This window comes from Alistipes megaguti, from assembly GCF_944320325.1.
Taxonomy (GTDB): domain Bacteria; phylum Bacteroidota; class Bacteroidia; order Bacteroidales; family Rikenellaceae; genus Alistipes; species Alistipes megaguti.
The window spans coordinates 36236-54426 of the sequence record NZ_CALUHA010000008.1 but is presented as its reverse complement, the minus strand read 5'-3'; the positions used below and the strand labels follow the sequence as shown (position 1 = coordinate 54426).

General features: G+C 58.8%; 14 protein-coding genes. 6 read left to right on the top strand and 8 right to left on the bottom strand.

Annotated features, from left to right (window positions below; translation table 11 throughout):
* Nucleotides 1-16: 16 nt before the first annotated feature.
* Nucleotides 17-1027: an FAD:protein FMN transferase gene (locus PUQ42_RS03670; RefSeq protein WP_273371085.1), complete on the bottom strand. Its 1011-nt coding sequence runs from the start codon at nucleotides 1025-1027 to the stop codon at nucleotides 17-19.
* A gap of 191 nt (nucleotides 1028-1218) precedes the next feature.
* On the opposite strand from PUQ42_RS03670, the gene rpsO reads away from it, so the two are divergent.
* From rpsO to deoC, 4 genes are all read left to right on the top strand, one after another.
* On the top strand, nucleotides 1219-1491 hold the full coding sequence (gene rpsO / locus PUQ42_RS03665) for a 30S ribosomal protein S15 (protein ID WP_273371083.1): 273 nt from the start codon (nucleotides 1219-1221) through the stop codon (nucleotides 1489-1491).
* Between the two features lie 89 nt (nucleotides 1492-1580).
* Complete coding sequence (gene pnp, locus PUQ42_RS03660; RefSeq protein ID WP_273371079.1) at nucleotides 1581-3797, top strand: polyribonucleotide nucleotidyltransferase; 2217 nt, start codon at nucleotides 1581-1583, stop codon at nucleotides 3795-3797.
* Between the two features lie 390 nt (nucleotides 3798-4187).
* On the top strand, nucleotides 4188-5909 hold the full coding sequence (locus tag PUQ42_RS03655; protein WP_273371076.1) for a hypothetical protein: 1722 nt from the start codon (nucleotides 4188-4190) through the stop codon (nucleotides 5907-5909).
* 100 nt (nucleotides 5910-6009) lie between these two features.
* The gene (deoC, locus tag PUQ42_RS03650) at nucleotides 6010-6891 is read left to right on the top strand and encodes a deoxyribose-phosphate aldolase (protein ID WP_087311163.1); all 882 of its coding nucleotides are present in this window, start codon (nucleotides 6010-6012) and stop codon (nucleotides 6889-6891) included.
* A gap of 502 nt (nucleotides 6892-7393) precedes the next feature.
* Here deoC and PUQ42_RS03645 read toward each other — a convergent pair.
* A complete protein-coding gene (locus PUQ42_RS03645) occupies nucleotides 7394-9034 on the bottom strand; it encodes a S41 family peptidase (RefSeq protein ID WP_087311162.1) in 1641 nt (546 codons plus the stop codon).
* Nucleotides 9034-10206: a DUF3078 domain-containing protein gene (locus PUQ42_RS03640; RefSeq protein ID WP_273371073.1), complete on the bottom strand. Its 1173-nt coding sequence runs from the start codon at nucleotides 10204-10206 to the stop codon at nucleotides 9034-9036. The genes PUQ42_RS03645 and PUQ42_RS03640 overlap by 1 nt, the downstream gene beginning before the upstream one ends.
* Nucleotides 10207-10302: 96 nt before the next feature.
* Here PUQ42_RS03640 and nfo point away from each other — a divergent pair, with 96 nt between their 5' ends.
* Nucleotides 10303-11154, top strand: coding sequence for a deoxyribonuclease IV (gene nfo, locus PUQ42_RS03635; RefSeq protein WP_273371070.1), 852 nt, complete (start codon nucleotides 10303-10305; stop codon nucleotides 11152-11154).
* Nucleotides 11155-11201: 47 nt separating this feature from the next.
* Here nfo and PUQ42_RS03630 read toward each other — a convergent pair whose 3' ends face one another.
* From PUQ42_RS03630 to PUQ42_RS03610, 5 genes are all read right to left on the bottom strand, one after another.
* On the bottom strand, nucleotides 11202-12401 hold the full coding sequence (locus tag PUQ42_RS03630; RefSeq protein WP_273371068.1) for an aspartate aminotransferase family protein: 1200 nt from the start codon (nucleotides 12399-12401) through the stop codon (nucleotides 11202-11204).
* A 21-nt stretch (nucleotides 12402-12422) separates the two neighbouring features.
* A complete protein-coding gene (locus PUQ42_RS03625; protein ID WP_087311158.1) occupies nucleotides 12423-13148 on the bottom strand; it encodes a TrmH family RNA methyltransferase in 726 nt (241 codons plus the stop codon).
* Complete coding sequence (rsgA, locus tag PUQ42_RS03620; RefSeq protein ID WP_087404115.1) at nucleotides 13129-14055, bottom strand: ribosome small subunit-dependent GTPase A; 927 nt, start codon at nucleotides 14053-14055, stop codon at nucleotides 13129-13131. Before rsgA ends, PUQ42_RS03625 begins: the two co-directional genes overlap by 20 nt.
* Nucleotides 14048-14563 carry a CvpA family protein gene (locus tag PUQ42_RS03615; RefSeq protein ID WP_087311156.1) on the bottom strand — a complete coding sequence of 172 codons (516 nt, stop codon included), beginning with the start codon at nucleotides 14561-14563 and terminating at the stop codon, nucleotides 14048-14050. The genes rsgA and PUQ42_RS03615 overlap by 8 nt, the downstream gene beginning before the upstream one ends.
* A 106-nt stretch (nucleotides 14564-14669) precedes the next feature.
* Nucleotides 14670-14882 carry a helix-turn-helix domain-containing protein gene (locus PUQ42_RS03610; RefSeq protein WP_232009245.1) on the bottom strand — a complete coding sequence of 71 codons (213 nt, stop codon included), beginning with the start codon at nucleotides 14880-14882 and terminating at the stop codon, nucleotides 14670-14672.
* A gap of 158 nt (nucleotides 14883-15040) precedes the next feature.
* Between PUQ42_RS03610 and PUQ42_RS03605 the strand changes: the two genes are divergently transcribed.
* Entirely contained in the window at nucleotides 15041-18145 is a 3105-nt protein-coding gene (locus PUQ42_RS03605; RefSeq protein WP_273371063.1) for a hypothetical protein, read from the top strand.
* Nucleotides 18146-18191: the final 46 nt, after the last annotated feature.

The following is an 18191-nucleotide window of genomic DNA, read 5'->3' as shown; positions in this document are numbered from 1 at the left end:
GTTGGTCCGGGGAGTTTCACTCCAGAATCAGCGGCTTCATCGCCGGGGAGACATACTCCTCATAGGCGTCACCCTCGCCCGCCAGGATGAAGTAGACCTTCACGCCCGGCATGCGGTCGACGGCCGCACGCGCATCGTCGGCCCCCATGGCCAGAAACATCGTCCCCAGGGCATCGGCCTCGGCACACGTCGGAGCCACCACCGTCACCGACAGCAGCCGCGACACGACGCTGTGTCCCGTACGGGGATCGATCGTATGGGCCACCTTGTTGCCGTCGGCATCCAGATAAAAGCGGCGGTAGTTGCCCGACGTGGCCAGACCGCCCTCCGAGAGGCTGATCCGACGCTGGAGATACTCTCCGTCGCTCATGTTGCCGTCGAAGGGTGTCTCCACGCCGATGCGCCACGGATTGCCCTGGTGGTTGACACCCCGGCAGCGCACTTCGCCGCCGATGTCGACGATGTAGTTCTCGGCACCGAAGCGCTCGACCAGCGCCGCCAGCAGATCCACCGTATAGCCCTTGGCCACGGAGTTGAAGTCGAGCTGCACGCGCGGATCGGCCTTCACCAGGCGGTTGCCCTCGATGTGCACCTTCTCACGTCCGACAAAGGTGAGGATCGAATCGATGTTCGGGTGTGCCTGCGCCTCCTTGCCCGCGAAGCCCCATGCTTCGACCAGCGGCTTGACCGTCACGTCGTAGCGGCCGTCGCTCAGGGCGCCGATACTGTCGGCCAGCCGCAGGTTGAAGGCGATATGGCGGTCGACCGTATCGGTCTGGTTGCGGTTCAGACGGCTCAGCAACGAGTTCTCCTCGAAGATCGACATCGAAGCTTTCGCCTCGCGGTCGAGATCCATGACGGCCGCATAGAGCTCTTGTGCCGAAGCATCGCGCACGTCGGCGACGATATGCAGCGTCGTACCCAGCATCACCCCGTCAACGGTCGTATAGTCGGGGCGTCCGGTACACGAGGCCAGAACCACTGCCGCAACCACGGCCCAGGCGCCGCGGACTCGCTTGTTTCCCATAATTTTCCTGCGTTTAGGCACAAAAATACGATTTTCCCCGTAAACTTTTCATTTTTCGCCCGAAAAGACGAAGAATTTTCGACTTTTCATTCCTAAATCATAATTATATTCGTACCTTTGCCCAACGCTCTGGCGTTATCCACGGTAAGGGGGATGCGTCGTAGAGTGGAACTTAAATAAACTTTTACAAAATGGCTTATTTAACAGCTGAGAAAAAGCAGGAGCTTTTCGGCCAGTACGGCAAGTCTAACACCGACACGGGTTCGCCCGAGAGCCAGATCGCGTTGTTTTCGTACCGTATCATCCACCTTACTGAACACCTCAAGAACAACCGGCACGACTTCGGCACCCAGCGCGCGCTGCTGCGTCTGGTCGGCAAGCGCCGCCAGTTGCTGGAGTACCTCAAGGAGGTCGACATCGAGCGCTACCGCGCCATCGTCAAGACCTTGAATCTCCGTAAGTAATCCGAGGTTTGAAATGAGGGCAATTCCCGAAGGGGGTTGCCTTCATTTTCTTGCGAAAAAAATCGAGCACATCATAGGTTAAAATTTTTATGGAAGAAAAGAAGCTGTACAACGCAGTCCGCAAGATCATCACCCTCGGCGACGGCCGCCAGATCGAGATCGAAACGGGCAAGCTGGCCAAACAGGCCGATGGCGCCGTGGTCGTCAAGATGGGCGACACGATGCTCCTCGGCACCGTCGTGGCCGCAAAGGATGCAAAACCCGACACCGACTTCATGCCCCTGCAGGTCGAATACAAGGAGAAGTACGCCGCATGCGGCCGCTACCCCGGAGGCTTCATGAAGCGCGAAGGAAAGGCCAACGACAGTGAAATCCTCGTGGCCCGTCTGATCGACCGCGCCCTCCGTCCCCTGTTCCCCGCCGATTACCACGCCGAGGTATACGTCACCGTAAACCTCATCTCGGCTGACAAGGACATTCAGCCCGATGCCCTGGCCGGTCTGGCCGCTTCGGCTGCCCTGGCCGTGTCGGACATCCCCTTCGGAGGCCCCATCTCCGAGGTCCGCGTCGTACGCAAGAACGGGCAGTATGCCATCAACCCCAACTTCTCCGAAATGCCCGAGTGCGACCTCGACATCATGGTCGGCGGTACGATCGACAACATCCTCATGGTCGAGGGTGAGATGAAGGAGGTCTCCGAGGAGGTCATGCTCGGCGCCATCAAGTTCGCACACGAGGAGATCAAGAAGCAGTGCGCCGTACAGATCGAGCTCTCGAAGGAGCTCGGCAAGGACGTAAAACGCACCTACTGCCACGAGGTCAACGACGAGGAGCTCCGCCAGACCATCATCAAGGAGCTCTACGACAAGGCCTACGCCATCGCTACGAGCGGCACGATGAAGCACGAACGCGAGGACCTCTTCAACGCCCTCGAGGCCGAATTCGCCTCGCGCTACACCGAAGAGGAGCTCGTCGAGAAGGCCCCGCTGATCCACAAGTATTTCCACGACGACGTCCTCAAGAAGGCCATGCGCAACATGATCCTCGACGAGGGCAAACGTCTCGACGGCCGCCGTACGGACGAGATCCGTCCCATCTGGTGCGAAGTGGGCTACCTGCCCGCCGCCCACGGTTCGGCCATCTTCACCCGCGGCGAAACCCAGGCCCTGGCAACGGTCACCCTCGGTACGAAGCTCGACGAGAAGGTCAAGGACGAGGTGCTCGTGCAGGGCACCGAGCAGTTCGTGCTCCACTACAACTTCCCGCCCTTCTCGACCGGCGAGGCAAAGGCCGCACGCGGTCTGTCGCGCCGTGAGATCGGACACGGACACCTCGCATGGCGCGCCCTGAAGCCCATGATTCCGCTGGGCGAGGAGAACCCCTATGCCGTCCGTGTCGTTTCGGACATCCTCGAGTCGAACGGTTCGTCGTCGATGGCTACCGTCTGCGCCGGTACGCTCGCCCTGATGGATGCCGGCGTGAAGATCAAGAAGCCCGTGTCGGGTATCGCCATGGGTCTGATCACCGACTCGGAAACCGGCAAGTGGGCCGTCCTCTCCGACATCCTCGGCGATGAGGACCACCTCGGCGACATGGACTTCAAGGTAACCGGTACGCGCGACGGTATCACCGCCACGCAGATGGATATCAAGGTTGACGGCCTCTCGTACGAAGTCCTCGCCAAAGCACTCGAGCAGGCTCGTCAGGGCCGCATGCACATCCTCGACAAGATCACCGAGTGCATCGCCGAGCCGCGCGCCGACTACAAGCCCTTCGTACCGCGCATCGTCCAGATCACCATCCCGCAGGATATGATCGGCCCCGTAATCGGCCCCGGCGGAAAGGTCATCCAGGATATTCAGAAGACCACCAACACCACCATCACCATCACCGAGGTCGACAACAAGGGTATCGTCGACATCTTCGGCGTGGACAAGGCCGCCCTCGACGCTGCACTGGCCCGCATCAAGGCCATCGTGGCAATCCCCGAGGTGGGCGAAACCTATCACGGAAAGATCCGTTCGATCGTGGCATTCGGCGCCTTCGTCGAGATCCTCCCCGGAAAGGATGCCCTGCTCCACATCTCCGAAATCGACTACAAGCGTTTCGAGACCATGGAGGAGACCGGTCTGAAGGAGGGTGACGAGATCGATGTCAAGCTCATCGGCGTCGATCCCAAGACCAACAAACTCAAGCTTTCGCGCAAGGCCCTGCTCCCGAAACCCGAGGGTTATGTCGAGCGTGAGCGTCGTCCCAGACCCGACCGCGGCGATCGCCGCCCGCGGCACGACCACAAGGACGAATAAAACGTTTGTGAATGTGACATTTCGGGCGGAAATTTTATTTACATTTTCCGCCCGAAATTTTGCATAATTTGCCGGACTTTTCTATATTTGCGTTGTTCCAGCGGCTCAGACTGCCCACCGGCTCGGATCCAGCGACTTAACCCGCAGGAGCGGGTCACCCGACAGAGAGAGATGAAGTGGCGGAGGTGCTCGGGAAAAGAGACAAAACGAAGAAAAAGAAGGTACGAGGCGCTAAATGAAGCGCTGGAGAGAAAAACAGAGAGGAGAGAGGGATAAAAGAGTGAGAGAACAGACATACGCCCCGATTCACAAGCGGACGTATCGGTTTTTAATCGAAAATAAGGCAAACAACAAATAAACACACTAACTTTATCTATTATGAAAAACATCATGAAATTGAGCGTTGTGCTCGTAGCTGCCGCTTTGGCATTCTCGAGCTGTAACTGCTTCAAGAAGATGGCCCAAAATCGGGACGACATCAAATTGACGGTGACCCCCGAGATTCTGACACTGAACAACGGCATCGTGGCCGCTGACATCAATGTCACGTTCCCCGAAGAGTACTTCAACAAGAAGGCTGTGATCAAGGTAACGCCCGTCATCGTTTTCGAGGGCGGCGAAGTTGCCGGTACGACCAAATATTATCAGGGTTCGAAGGTGGACGAGAACTACGCCGTTGTCGACAAGACCACCGGTGGAAACTTCTCGCAGCATGTCGAATTCGCCTACGATCCCCGCATGGATCAGTGCGAACTCCAGCTCCGCGCCGAAATCAAGTGTCCGAAGGGCAAGTGCAAGGAGTTTACGCTCGTAAACCTCAACAACGGTGCAATCCCCACCAAGGAGGAGGCTGCCGTGCTGGCCGGCAATGACGAGGCTGCCAAGGCTGCCCTGGCCAAGGAGTTCGGCCTGACGGTCGCTTACGGTCTGAACACCCTGCAGAAGGATATCAAGTACAGCGATCTGATGGAGCAGATGCCCAACGACTACAAGAAGGTTACCACCGTCGTTGACAAGACCGACCTGCTCTATGCCATCAACTCCTCCGTCGTGACGAAGAAGAACGAGCAGAACGCAAACCTCGACACCTTCAAGGCCAACGTCGACAAGAACCTCGACAACGACCGCGCTACCCAGAACATCGCCGTGAAGGGTTACGCTTCGCCCGATGGTCCGGAGAAGTTCAACGACAAGCTCTCCAAGGCTCGTAGCGAGTCCAGCCAGAAGGTCGTTGCCAAACTGCTCAAGGATGCCGGTCTGGAGATCGACGCCGCTGCCTACGGTGAGGACTGGGACGGCTTCAAGGAGCTCGTCGAGAAGTCCAATATCCAGGACAAGAACCTCATTCTCCAGGTGCTGAGCCTCTACAACTCGCCCGCTGAGCGTGAGGCCGAAATCAAGAACATGTCCTCCGTATTCGAGGAGCTGAAGAAGGAGATCCTGCCCGAGCTCCGTCGCTCGCAGATCGTCAACAGCACCGATCTTCAGGGTCTGACCGATGCTGAGATCATGGAGGCTTACCGCAACGGTGGCGAACTCACCGCAGAGCACTACCTCTACGCCGCTCAGGAGCTGACCGAGGATCCCGCCGAGCAGGTTGAAATCCTCACCGCCGCTTCGAAGAAGTACAACGACGCCCGCATCTGGAACAACCTCGGTGTTGCCCAGACCGAAGTCGGCGACAAGGCTGCTGCCCTCGAGTCCTTCGAAAAGGCTGCCAAGCTCGACTCCTCGAAAGAGCTCAACAAGAACCTCCTGCTGGCCAACCTCGCTAACGGCAACACCGCCGAGGCCAAGAAGTATGCCGCTGCCGCCGACGCCGAATCGAAGGCTGCCATGGCTGCTGCCGAGGGCGACTACAAGACCGCTGCCAAGGGTCTGACCGGCTACAACGAGGCTATCGCCCTGGTTCAGTCCAACGACCTGGCCGGTGCCAAGAAGGCCATCGCCAAGGACAACTCCGCCGAGGCCGACTACCTGCGTGCCGTCATCGCCGTCAAGGAGGGTGACCTGAAGACCGCCGAGGCTCAGCTCAAGAGCGCTACCTCGAAGAATCCCGAGCTCGCCGCCAAGGCTGCCAAGGACGTCAACCTCAAGGCGCTGAAGAAATAACTCCTCCCGCACTGAGGAATAAACGGGCCCGGATCGATTGATCCGGGCTTTTTTTTGCCGGTACGAATAATTTTCCTACTTTTGTGCAAAACCGTTAAGTATGGAATACGCCAACCATCTCAAAGAGTACGCGCCGGCCTGGAGCCCCGCACAGGTAGACGAAGAGGTCGCCCGCTTCCGCAAGATCGCCCAAGAGCGGAATCACAATATCGAGGTATACAAGTTCTGCTACTCGGCTATTGATCTGACGACGCTTTCGTGCAACGATTCGGTCGCTTCGGTCACCGAATTCGCCCGCAAGGCCGCAGAATTCTACGAAAAATACCCCGAAATCCCCAATGTCGCCTCGATCTGTGTCTATCCGGCATTCGTCGATACGGTAGGCGTTGCGGTTGACGGCACGCCGATGCGCATCACGAGTGTGGCTGGCGGTTTCCCTGCCTCGCAGACCTTCCTCGAGGTGAAGGCCCTCGAAGTGGCCATGGCCGTGGAGAACGGAGCCGACGAGGTCGATATCGTGCTCAACGTCGGCAAGATGCTCACCGGGGCCTATGACGAAGCCGCCAACGAAGTAGAGGTGATCCGCACGGAGATGGACAGCGACATCGTGCTGAAGGTCATCATCGAGTCCGGAGCGCTGAAGACTCCGGAACTGATCCGCAACGCGTCGCTGCTGTCGATGTTTGCCGGTGCGGATTTCGTGAAGACCTCAACGGGCAAGATCGACGTGGCCGCTACACCCGAAGCCGCCGTCGTCATGTGCCAGGCGATCCGCGATTACCACGAAAAGACGGGCCGCAAGGTCGGTTTCAAGGCCGCAGGCGGCGTCCGCACCCCCGAGGAGGCTGCCCTCTACTACACGATCGTCGAGGAGATTCTCGGCAAGGAGTGGCTCACGACGGATCTCTTCCGCATCGGAGCCTCGTCGGCCGCCAACAACATCCTCTCGGCCATCGAAGGAAAAACGATCAAATACTATTAGCAGCCCTGCACAATTTGCATTGTACGGGAAACGGCAACCTTTGTAGAAAGGTTGCCGTTTTTTCACGCGCATCAACCGGCCTTTGCGAGACAATGGCGCCCCTCAAAGCGAGGCAAAGACCGCCGGCAGACCGAAGGACCAAGTAATTGCGGAAAGACCGGGCGGAAGCTGAAATCCGGCAACCGCAAGATCAGAACCAGAGGTTTCCCGATGGATTCAACGCAAAGAATCCGTCGACAGGGAGGGTTCTGCCGGAGTATCACCCGGAATAGCCGCGGAGTCCACTCCAGGTTTCGTTCCGGGAACCGCTTCAGAGCCGGAGCGTACGGCCGTATCCCCGACAGTCTCCTGCGTCGGAACAGGAGCCCGCTGTGAATCCTGCGGCACAAGCGTCACACCGGGATCACCGAACGGAAGCATCGAACGGTAGCGACCGTGATGAAGGATCGTTATCACCACAACGGCCAGCACGGCCAAAGTCACCACAAAACCGATCAGTCGCTTAATCATCGCTGGCCTCCTCTCCTTTCAAAACGGCAATCGCCCGCATGATGACGTTGTCCACGGGATAGATATTCGCATAGAAACCGTTGTCTTCGAGCTGCGTATTGCGGCCGATATAGGCCCGAAGCTGCGCCTCGATCAGCTTGCGCGAACGGGCAATGTCGCCGTAGCGCGGCGCAACCCCCTTGCGGGCCGCATAGCGGATGAAATCCTCGACCAGCGCCCGGTCGCTGTCGAGCAGCGTCTCGAGATCATCGATCGTCTGCACGGCATTGAGTGCCTCGCGGTGACGGTCGGCGTACTCGATCGTATAGCGGTAGAGGATGTTGCGGCCCACGACCTCGACGAAATAGGGGGTCACATCGGTCGTGTCAGCCGGTACAAAAATGTCGGGCATGATGCCTCCGCCGCCATATACGACCTTGCCGCCGGGCGTCACCCGCTTGAGCGAGTCGGCAAAGTGGATGCTGTCGGCCGAGAAGAACTCGTTGTTGCGGTAACGGTTGTAGAGATCCTCCTCGTAACTCTCGTCGTCGCCGATCGTATAGGGTTTCTGGATCGATCGGCCGGTGGGGGTGTAGTAGCGGGCCGTCGTCAGACGCAGCGCCGAACCGTCGCTGAAGGGGATCTGGCGCTGCACAAGCCCCTTGCCGAACGAACGCCGGCCGATGATCGTGGCGCGGTCGTTGTCCTGCAGGGCGCCGGCCAGAATCTCGCTCGACGAGGCGCTCCCTTCGTCGATCAGCACGGCCAGCTCCATATTCTGGGCCGAACCTCCGCCGTCGGCGTATTCTCGCAACTGCTGGTGGTGGCGGTCCTCCGTATAGACGATCAGCTGCCCTTCGTGCAGAAACTCGTCGGCTACGCCGATCGCCTGATCGAGATAACCGCCCGAATTGCCCCGCAGGTCGAAAATCAGTTTGTTGACCCCCTCGGCCTGCAGCGCGGCAAGCGCACGGCGGATCTCCTCGTGAGTCGTCCGTGCGAACTGGCCCAGTTTGATGTAGCCGATGCTGTCGGTGATGCGGAACGACGATTCGACACTCTTGATCGGAATGACACCCCGCTCAACCTCGACCTGCACCAGATCCGGAATTCCCTGCCGTTCGAGCCCCAGGTGCACCTTCGAGCCGCGCGGACCGCGGAGCTTCCGTACGATCTCGTTCTGGGGAATCTTGCGCCCGGCCACCAGCGAATCGTCGATCTCGATGATCCGGTCGCCGGCCTTGATCCCGGCCTTGTCGCTCGGGCCCTGCGGGATGACGTTCAGCACGATCACCGTATCGGTGGCCATGTTGAAGACCACGCCGATGCCGTCGAACTCCCCTTCGAGCGGTTCGTTCAGCGCGGCCATCTCCGAGGCCGGAATATAGACCGAATGGGGGTCGAGTTCACGCACCAGCAGCGGAATGACGTGCTCGGAGAGCGAATCCATCGAGACGGAGTCGACATACTCGTTCTCGATCAGGGAAAGCGTGTAGGTGAGTTTGTTGGAGGGGAGCGTCATGCGGTCCAACACCCCCTTGAGTTGCGAAGCCGTCGTGTTGCGTCCGAGGTACTGTCCGAGCAGCAGCCCCGCTACCACACCCGCCGCCAGCAGCAGCGGGAAGAGAATCGTCTGTTTCGAATTGCGGTACATCACTTGTTCTTGAAGGTATAGGTCAGACCGACGCTCAACAGCGTTTCGGTCTGTACGGAGAGGTTCTGCGCCCGGTTGTAGTAGAGCTGGAAACTCAGCGTCGTCGTCAGGAATTTCGTGGCCTTGATATCCACGGTATTGGTCCAGCGCACCGTCGGATGAATCGCCAGGCGCGGCTTGAGTTCGGGATCCGAACCGTTCTGCTCCCACGTCTGCACGGCATCCAGATAGCGGTTGTAATCGTTATACTTGTGCGGCTGCCCCACGTCGGTGATCCAACCGTAGAAGGTATAGAGCGTCGTTCGATAGCGCAGGTAACCCGTCTTGCCGAACGTGCGGTCGAAGTTGATCTCCACCGACGAACCGCCCTCGTACTTCGAGGTCTTGCCCTCAGAGGCCAGACCATAAGATTCCCACCCCGGTTTGTTGCTATCCCAACTGTTGCTCCGAATTCGCGAACTCTCCACAAAAACGGCACTCAGGGCTACCGGCGAGATATTGACCGCTATGGGAAACTTCGCAAGCGGACTCTTGTAGGTCAAACCCAGCGAAATGTCGAGGTAACCCGGCGAGAGGAAGGAGCTCTTCAGATGTTCACGTTCCTGCTCGGTACGCGACTTGTAGCCGTTGACGAACTGGCTGCGGAACTGGAACGTCGAACCGTAGGACCAGTTTTTGGCCAATTTGAAGGCCGGATTGACCCATACGACAAACTCATCCTGATTCTTGAACCACACGCCGTTGCTCACCGGTTCGTTCTCCGCGTTCGTCGTCTCCACCTTCATGCGGTTGTAACCCAGTTTGGCAGAAGCCTTCGTCTCAATCGAGAAGAGGTTTTTCTTAAACAGATGCCTCAGGTTGAACGAGGCGACCAGCGCAATAGAGTTATCACCGCCCGATACGGAGATCCATGGATCGTTATAGGAGGTCAACGTGCCCTGCAGTCCTGCACTGATTTCCAAATCATTGCGCTCCTTGCGGATGGCGGCACGCTCGGCCCTGTAACGGGCCAGACTGAAATAGTCGACATCCACCGACGTGGATTTCAGTTCATCGTGGAACTTCACGTCCGAGGGCTCGGCATTGACCTCGTCGATCGAGATCTGGGCCGCGGCCGGAAGGCTCGAAAACAGCAGGAAAAACCCTGCGAGAAGCACATGTGAACGTTTCATAACGGGTTCAAGGCGTTATATTTCCAAAATGCAAAGTTATGAATTTATTTACAAATTCCTTAACTTTGTCCAAAACAACACGAAACATCGAACACCATGAAATACTTCGGAGCACACGTCAGCGCATCAGGCGGGCTGGAGAACGCCCCCCGCAATGCCCGGGCCATCGGCGCCACGGCCTTTGCCCTCTTCACCAAGAACCAGCGTCAGTGGATGGCCAAGCCCCTGACCGCGGCCGAAATCGACGCCTTCCGCCGCGCCTGCGACGAGTGCGGGTACACCCCGGCGCAGATTCTTCCCCACGATTCGTACCTGATCAACCTCGGACACCCCGAGGCCGAAGCCCTCGAAAAGTCGCGCACGGCCTTCACCGACGAGATGAAGCGCTGCGAACTGCTGGGGCTCGACCGCCTGAACTTCCACCCCGGAAGCCATCTGAAGCAGATCTCCGAGGAGGAGAGTCTCGACCGCATCGCCGAGTCGATCAACCTCGCCCTCGAAAAGACGCACGGTGTCACGGCCGTCATCGAGAACACCGCCGGGCAGGGTTCGAATCTCGGATTCCGCTTCGAGCACCTCGCCTATCTGATCGACCGCATCGAGGACAAGTCGCGCGTCGGGGTCTGCATCGACACCTGCCACGCCTTCGCCGCCGGCTACGACCTGCGCACCGAGGAGGCCTGCGAAGCCACCTTTGCCGAATTGGAGCGGGTTGTCGGATTCCGTTATCTGAAGGGGATGCATCTGAACGATGCGATGAAGATTCTCGGAAGCCGCGTCGACCGCCATTCGTCGCTCGGCGAGGGGATGATCGGCGAGGCCTGCTTCCGCTACATCGCCCGCGATCCGCGGTTCGACGCCATTCCACTGATCCTCGAGACCCCCGACGAGAGCCGTTGGGCCGAGGAGATCGCCCGGTTGAAGGCCTTCGCCGCCGAGGCGCAATAGGGCATAGGCAGCGGGACTTTTTTTCTTTTTCCCCCCTCCTCGACCGGCTACAGCCGGTCGAGGCATTCGCGAATGAGCGCCGCACTGTCGCGCACCTCCTCCTCGGAGATCGTCAGCGGCGGCGAAATACGGAACGCCGTGTCGCAGAAGAGAAACCAGTCGCTCAGGATCCCCGCCTCCTTGAAGAGTTCCATGATCCGGTAGAGGCGCTCCGAAGAGCCCAGCTCGACGGCCAGCAACAGACCGCTGCGGCGGATCTCCCGCACGGCCGGATGGTCGCGCAACAACTCTTCGTACAAGGCACCCTTCGCCTCGACCGTCTCGACGACGTGGTTCTCCAGCAGGTAGTCGAGCGCCGCCAGACCCGCCGCACAGCAGACCGGATGGCCGCCGAAGGTCGTAATGTGTCCCAGCACGGGGTCGTGCTGCAGGGTATCCATCACCTCGTGGCGCGCGATGAAGGCCCCGAGAGGCATGCCGCCGCCGAAAGCCTTCGCCAGGCAGACGATATCGGGCACCACGCCGTACTTCTGCATGGCGAACAGCTCGCCCGTGCGGCCCAGACCCGTCTGGATCTCGTCGAAGATCAGCAGCGTCCCCGTCTCGTCGCAACGCTTGCGAAGCGCCTCAAGGTAACCCGGCTTCGGAGGACGCACACCCGCCTCGCCCTGTACCGGTTCGGTCAGCACGCAGGCCGTGCGGCGCGTGATGCGCTCCAGCTGGTCGAAGTCGTTGAATTCGATGGCCTGCACGTCGGGCAGCAGCGGCCGGAAGGCCCCCTTCCACTCCTCACCCTCGGGGGCGCCCATCATGCTCATCGCACCGTGGGTCGAACCGTGGTAGGCCCGCCGCATGGAGATCATCTCCGTACGGCCCGTGAAGCGCTTGGCCAGCTTCAGCGCCCCCTCGACCGCCTCGGCGCCCGAGTTGACAAAGTAGACACTCTCCAGATCGCCGGGCAGCAGCGAGGCGATCTTCGCCGCATAAGTCACCTGCGGTGTCTCGACCAGCTCGCCGTAGACCATCACGTGCATGTAGCGCGCCACCTGCTCCTGCACGGCCCGCACCACGGCCGGATTGGCATGTCCGACGTTGCTCACCGAAACCCCCGCCACCAGGTCGTAATAGCGTTTCCCCTCGGGCGTGTAGAAAAAGGTGCCCTCGCCCCGGGCCACCTCCACCAGCATCGGCGAAGGCGACGTCTGGGCCACGTGGGCCAAAAACTGTTTCCGAAGAATCGTACTCATCCTATTTCGCTTGTTAAAACGTCACTCCGCAGTGCCGAAGCGTCGCTGCAGGATTGCATCGGCATCCTTCACGCTGCGCCGCATCCACCGCTCCATCAACGCCGCCTGCTCCGCGACCGGAAGCTCCCACCCCGCGACCGTACGCCGCACCCGCAACGAGAGTTCGTAGATCAGGATCGCCGCCGAGGCCGAAACGTTCAGACTCTCGACCAGTCCGCACATCGGGATGCGCAGAAACTCGTCGGCTCCGGCAATCGCCTCGTCCGAAATGCCGGCGTGCTCCGTGCCGAAGATCAGCGCAAAGGGCCCCTTCGCGACGTCGAACGTCTCGGGGGTCACATCCTCGCGGTGGGGCGTTGTGGCCACGATGCGGTAGCCCTCGCGCCGCAGCGAGGCGATGGCCTCCGCCGTCGAGGCGTGGCGCTCGACATCGACCCATCGCTCCGACCCACGCGCAATGACCGGATTGGGGCGGAAGGTGCAGCGCGTCTCCACAGTGTGCAGATGCTGCACCCCGAAAGCGTCGCAATGGCGGATCAGCGCCGCGGCATTCTGCCCGTGGTACATGTTCTCGGCCAGCACCGTCATGTAGCGCATGCGCATGGCTACGCTGCCCCGCAGCACGCCGTAGCGCTCGGGGGTCATGAACTCCGCCAGGAAGGCAATCCGCTCCGCCGCAGGCCCCGCCTCGGGACCGAACAGCGCATCGCTGCGCGGCGTCGTGTCGTTACTTGCGGTACTTCTCATCTTCGTCGAGGATTTTCAGGTAGCTCTCATAGCGCGGCCAGGCAATCTCGCCCGCCTTGACCGCCTCCACCACGGCACAGCCCGGCTCGTGGGTATGCGTGCAATTATAGAAACGGCACCCCGGAGCCACACGCATCATCTCCGGAAAGTAGTGCCACAACTCGGCATCGTCGATGTCGATCAGTCCGAAACCCTTGATCCCGGGCGTGTCGATCACCGCTCCGCCCCCCTGCAGGGGATACATCGTCGAGAAGGTGGTCGTATGGCGCCCCTTGTGGTGACTCTCGGAGATTTCACCCGTGCGGATGTCGAGCGCGGGGTCGATCGTCTGGATCAGGGTCGACTTCCCGACTCCCGAATTTCCCGACACGAGCGTTGTGGAACCGGTCAACAACCTGCGGACCTCCTCCACACCCCGTCCGTCCCGGACCGAAACCTCCAGAACACGGTATCCGGCCCCCTCGTAGACGGCCCGGAAGTCGGCCACGGCCTCCGGATCCTGCAGGTCGATCTTCGACAGCAGGATCGTCACCGGCACCTTGTAGGCCTCGCACGTCACCAGAAAACGATCCACGAACTCCGGCGGAGTCTCGGGCGACTGCAAGGTGACCATCAGCAACGCCTGGTCGATGTTCGAGGCGATGATGTGCGACTCCTTCGAGAGGTTCGAAGCCCGGCGGATGACATAATTGCGCCGCGGGCGAATCTCCACGATCACCCCTTCGCCGGGAGTCTCCTCCCGTTCGCACTCCACCACGTCGCCCACAACAACCGGATTGGTCGACCGCACCCCCTTCAGGCGCAGGCGCCCCCGGATCCGGCAGCGCACATGCCCGCCCTCCGGCGTGGCCACGTCGTACCAACTGCCCGTCGCACGCACGACGGTGGCTGTAAATCGCTCATTCATCGGTTGGTCTGTTATCGTTCTGAAAGGTGATTCTCTCGTACATCCGCTCCACGAAGGGGAAGAGGCTCTCCGAAAGCCGAAGAATCGGACGGTAGCTCCGCGACTCATCGAGCGTCTGCCGCTTGACCAGCGTATAGTCCGCATTCAGCCGGCTGAAAGCCGAGAAGAGCACGCTCATGACCAGCAGGTATTTCACCACCGAGACGGCAATGCCCAACAGGATGTCCGCCACGCCGAACCCCGCAAAGTGAAAGAGACGACGCACCAATCGTGCCGCAATGGCCACCACAAGCACCACCACGATCAGCACCGTGACGAAACCGCCCGCTGCGGCCACCTCTTCGTCGAGCCGGAGCAGCGCACCGACCTCGGCGCCGAAACGCGCCGCCAGCCAGATCCCCGCGACGATCCCCGCCAGCGAAAAAATCTGTACGATGAAGCCCTGGCGCCAGCCATTCCAGACGGCCAGCACCAGCACCAGGCAGACAAGCAGATCAATCGTATTCAAGCAGCGCTTTTTAAGTTCCGAAAGATACGAAAATTACCTGAACGAGCCAAAAAAAGCACCGATACCGCCTTTTTGACCTGTCTTCGATTAATATAAGTATAAAGGCTCAGCGAACTACGTCCCGAAGCTTGACTCCCAGAGCGTTACAAATTATACACAAGGTTTTAACCGTCAGATTCGTTCGACCGGCTTCGATACGGCTCATGTTGGATCTCTCCATGTCACACCTGTAAGCCAGTTCCTGGACCGTCAGCTGACTCGCCCTCCTCAACTCCTTGATTCTCCCGGAGATATATCTTATCTCCTCCTGATAATCCATTCCCATTTCAAAAATCTTGACAAAAATTTTGCGGTACAAATTTTTATCTTTATATTTGCACCATGCGTATCATATATGATACCAACAAGCAAAAAACAGAAGCATTAACACACTGAAAGTCAAAGATCGAACACACTCATTTATTCAATCATTCCACTATGAAACACAATCTATTCAGGAATTTCACGGCATTGCTCCTGAGCGGAACAATGCTGGCCGGTGTCGGTTGTAAGGACTATGACGACGACATCGACAACATCAACAAACGTCTCGACGAGATGCAGGTGACGGTCTCCAGTCTGCCCGAGCAGATCGAGGCCATCAAGGGTTCGATCCCCGACCTCTCGTCGCTGACCTCACGCGTCGAAGACCTCGAAGGGAAACTCGAGGGCGTAACCGATCTGAAAGGCCAGCTCGACGCACTCAAGGGACTGGAAAACACCCTGAAAACGTATATCGACGATGAGATCGGCAAGGCTACGACGGCCGATGCCCTGAAAAAAACGCTGGACAACTATTATGCTACCGCTACGGCTCTGAGCGACCTGGAACTCAAGTTGACCGACATCACGAAGGACAACGGCGCAATCGACCAGGCCGTGGCTGCTGCCGTTTCCGAGATTCAGAACGATCTCTCGGATCTCGAATCGAGCATCAAGACCTGGATGGGATCGCAGATGGAGGGCTATCTCACCGCGGAAGCAACCAAAACGTATGCGGATAACGCAGCCAGTGGTGCCGTGAAAGACGTTTTCGATCAAATCAAATCGGCTCAGGGCGAGTATTACGATGCGCTTACCGATGCCGTGAAAAATGCGATTGTTGGTGAAAACGGCACCATCAAGATCGGCAAGGAGCAGCTCGACAGCGCCCTGCAGACCCTGATTGATGAGATCACACCGCTGATCAGCCGCGTTGCCGAACTCGAAGGCCGCATCCAGTCGCTGGTATACGTTCCCTCGACGCTGGAAGAGGCTCAGAACAACACGATCATGTTCAAGGGTACTTCGTGGATCAAGTTCGATGAGTCGACGAAGTTCTACCTGGACCAGACCAACAAACAGACGGCAAAGATCACCTTCCGCGTATCGCCCGCTTCGCTGGCCGGAAAGATTACGAAAGAGAACACCTCCATCGTAACCGAGAAGATCTCGAAGACCCGCGCCGGTGAGCCGCTCTTCGTGGTAACCGATGTGACCGCCGAGAAGGAGTCGGACGGTGAGGCCTACACCGGAGCATTCACGGTTACGGCCGAATGCAACTACAACTACGGCGAAGTGGATGGTGAGACTCTGGCCATCGCCCTGAACGTCAACATCGCTCCGGCTGAGGGCAGCGACAGCAAATTCGGCATCGATTACACGACCCCGTACATCGGAACCGATTATGAGGAAGGCGGCGAGATCAACAACAAACTCGTCATCGCCAAAGAGATGGAAAATGGCGCATTCGTTGAGCCCGACGGCGGCATGTACAAAACGGAGCTGAAATACAACTCGGATGAGACCGTCACCTTCCTGGATGGATTCTCGATCTACTACAAGGATGGCGACGAGTACACGGCCCTTTCGAACTGGGAAAACGCCGAGGACCTCATCGAGATCGCAGCTCCCGAGGAGAAGGCAACGACCACCGGAACGGAAAACCTGTACGAACTGGGAACGACGACTGTCAGGTTCAAGGATGCGGCAAATGGAAGCAACGTAGGCGAGATCAACTCAAAGATCACCTCGGAGCCCTTCACCTTCAACCTCGTATACAAAGAGGAGACGATTGAGGTGGGCAGCGTACAGCACGAAATCACGATTGCCGGTGACAACACGGACGTTCAGGCCGATGCCATTGCCATGACCTGGAACTATGCTGCGGCCATCTCAGATCAGCTTTACAGCAAGGAGGCCATTGATCTTGCCGAGAATGTGCTGGATCCGAAGACCTACGCCGCCATGAAGGGTTACACGCAGGCCGCCGAACTCGCAGCAGGCAAGTATACCGTAGCACTTACCAAGAACGGTCAGGCTGCCGCAGGTATCACCGCAACGATCGAACTGACAACGACGCCGAGTGTCGCAGGCGACGCACAGCAGATCAAGGTAACGCTGACAGGCGATCTGAAAGAGACGGCCACTTATGAGCTGAAGGCCGTTTACATGCACGAGGATTTGACCACCGCGACGATCAACGCCACGATCGACGTGACGGGCATGCCGACTCTCCCGAGCTATGACCTCTCGAACGAAACCACCTCCATCAAGGAGTACAAGGGTCAAAACAAGTTCGAAATGCTGGAGGGCTTCGCCGCCGCATACGCCAAGAAGGTCTGGAATGACGAGCTCGAAGCCGCATTCGGTACCGAGGAGACGCTGGCTGGCATCTTTACGGGTATCACCCCGACGGCTGCCGGCAGCGACAAGGCTACGCTGAGCGCCGAGGAGGGCAACATCTTCGTCACCTTCGAGAATGCAGCCAAGTTCGGCGAAAGCTACCAGCCGACGCTTACCTTCACCCACGGAACGATCGCAGATCTGAAGGTTCTCTTCACGAGCAAGGTCCAGCTCGCCAAACCCGCCAACGTTGAGCTGGAGGCCAACGACGCAATCATTTCGAACGGCCAGGCTACGGCTCAGACCCAGATCTCGGGCACCTCGTTCGACGTCATCGACAAGGCACTCGACGGAGCCTTCTTCTACGACCAGAGCATTGAAGGTCTGAAGGTTGTCTACAGCATCGCCACGAATCTGGATGATTTCGAGGACGGAGAGGCTCCGGCCATTGTCGACAACAAGCTGGCCTGGAACGACTGGACGGGTCTGACCCTCGACGTGAAGGCCGCACTCGAACTGAATGGCCGTCAGATCGACGAGGCTACGTTCACCGTGGCAATCAAGGATCCGATCGTCGACGCACAGATCTCGACGCTGGAGAATGTCAATGCCTCGATCTACACCGACGCAAAGAACAAGACGTTCAACGTGGCCTCGATGCTGAAACTTTCGGCCCAGAACGGCGAGAACGTATTCGCCAACAGCGACCTCGCAACGGCTATCGAAGGCAAGCCCAGCTACAAGCTGGTCGAGGAGAACCCCAACATCGAACTGACGGACGGCGTTGTCAGCCTGATCACCGACTCCTCGCTCACACTCACGGCTTTCGATGTAGAGGTTGAGGTTAATTACAGCTATAAATTCGGAAAACGCGAACCCGTCACGGTAACGGTTCACATCATTCCGGGTGCCAACCCCGCAGAGACACCGGGCAACTGATCAAAATCCCTTTAGGGAGAGGGGAATAACCGGTGATGCCGGGCGC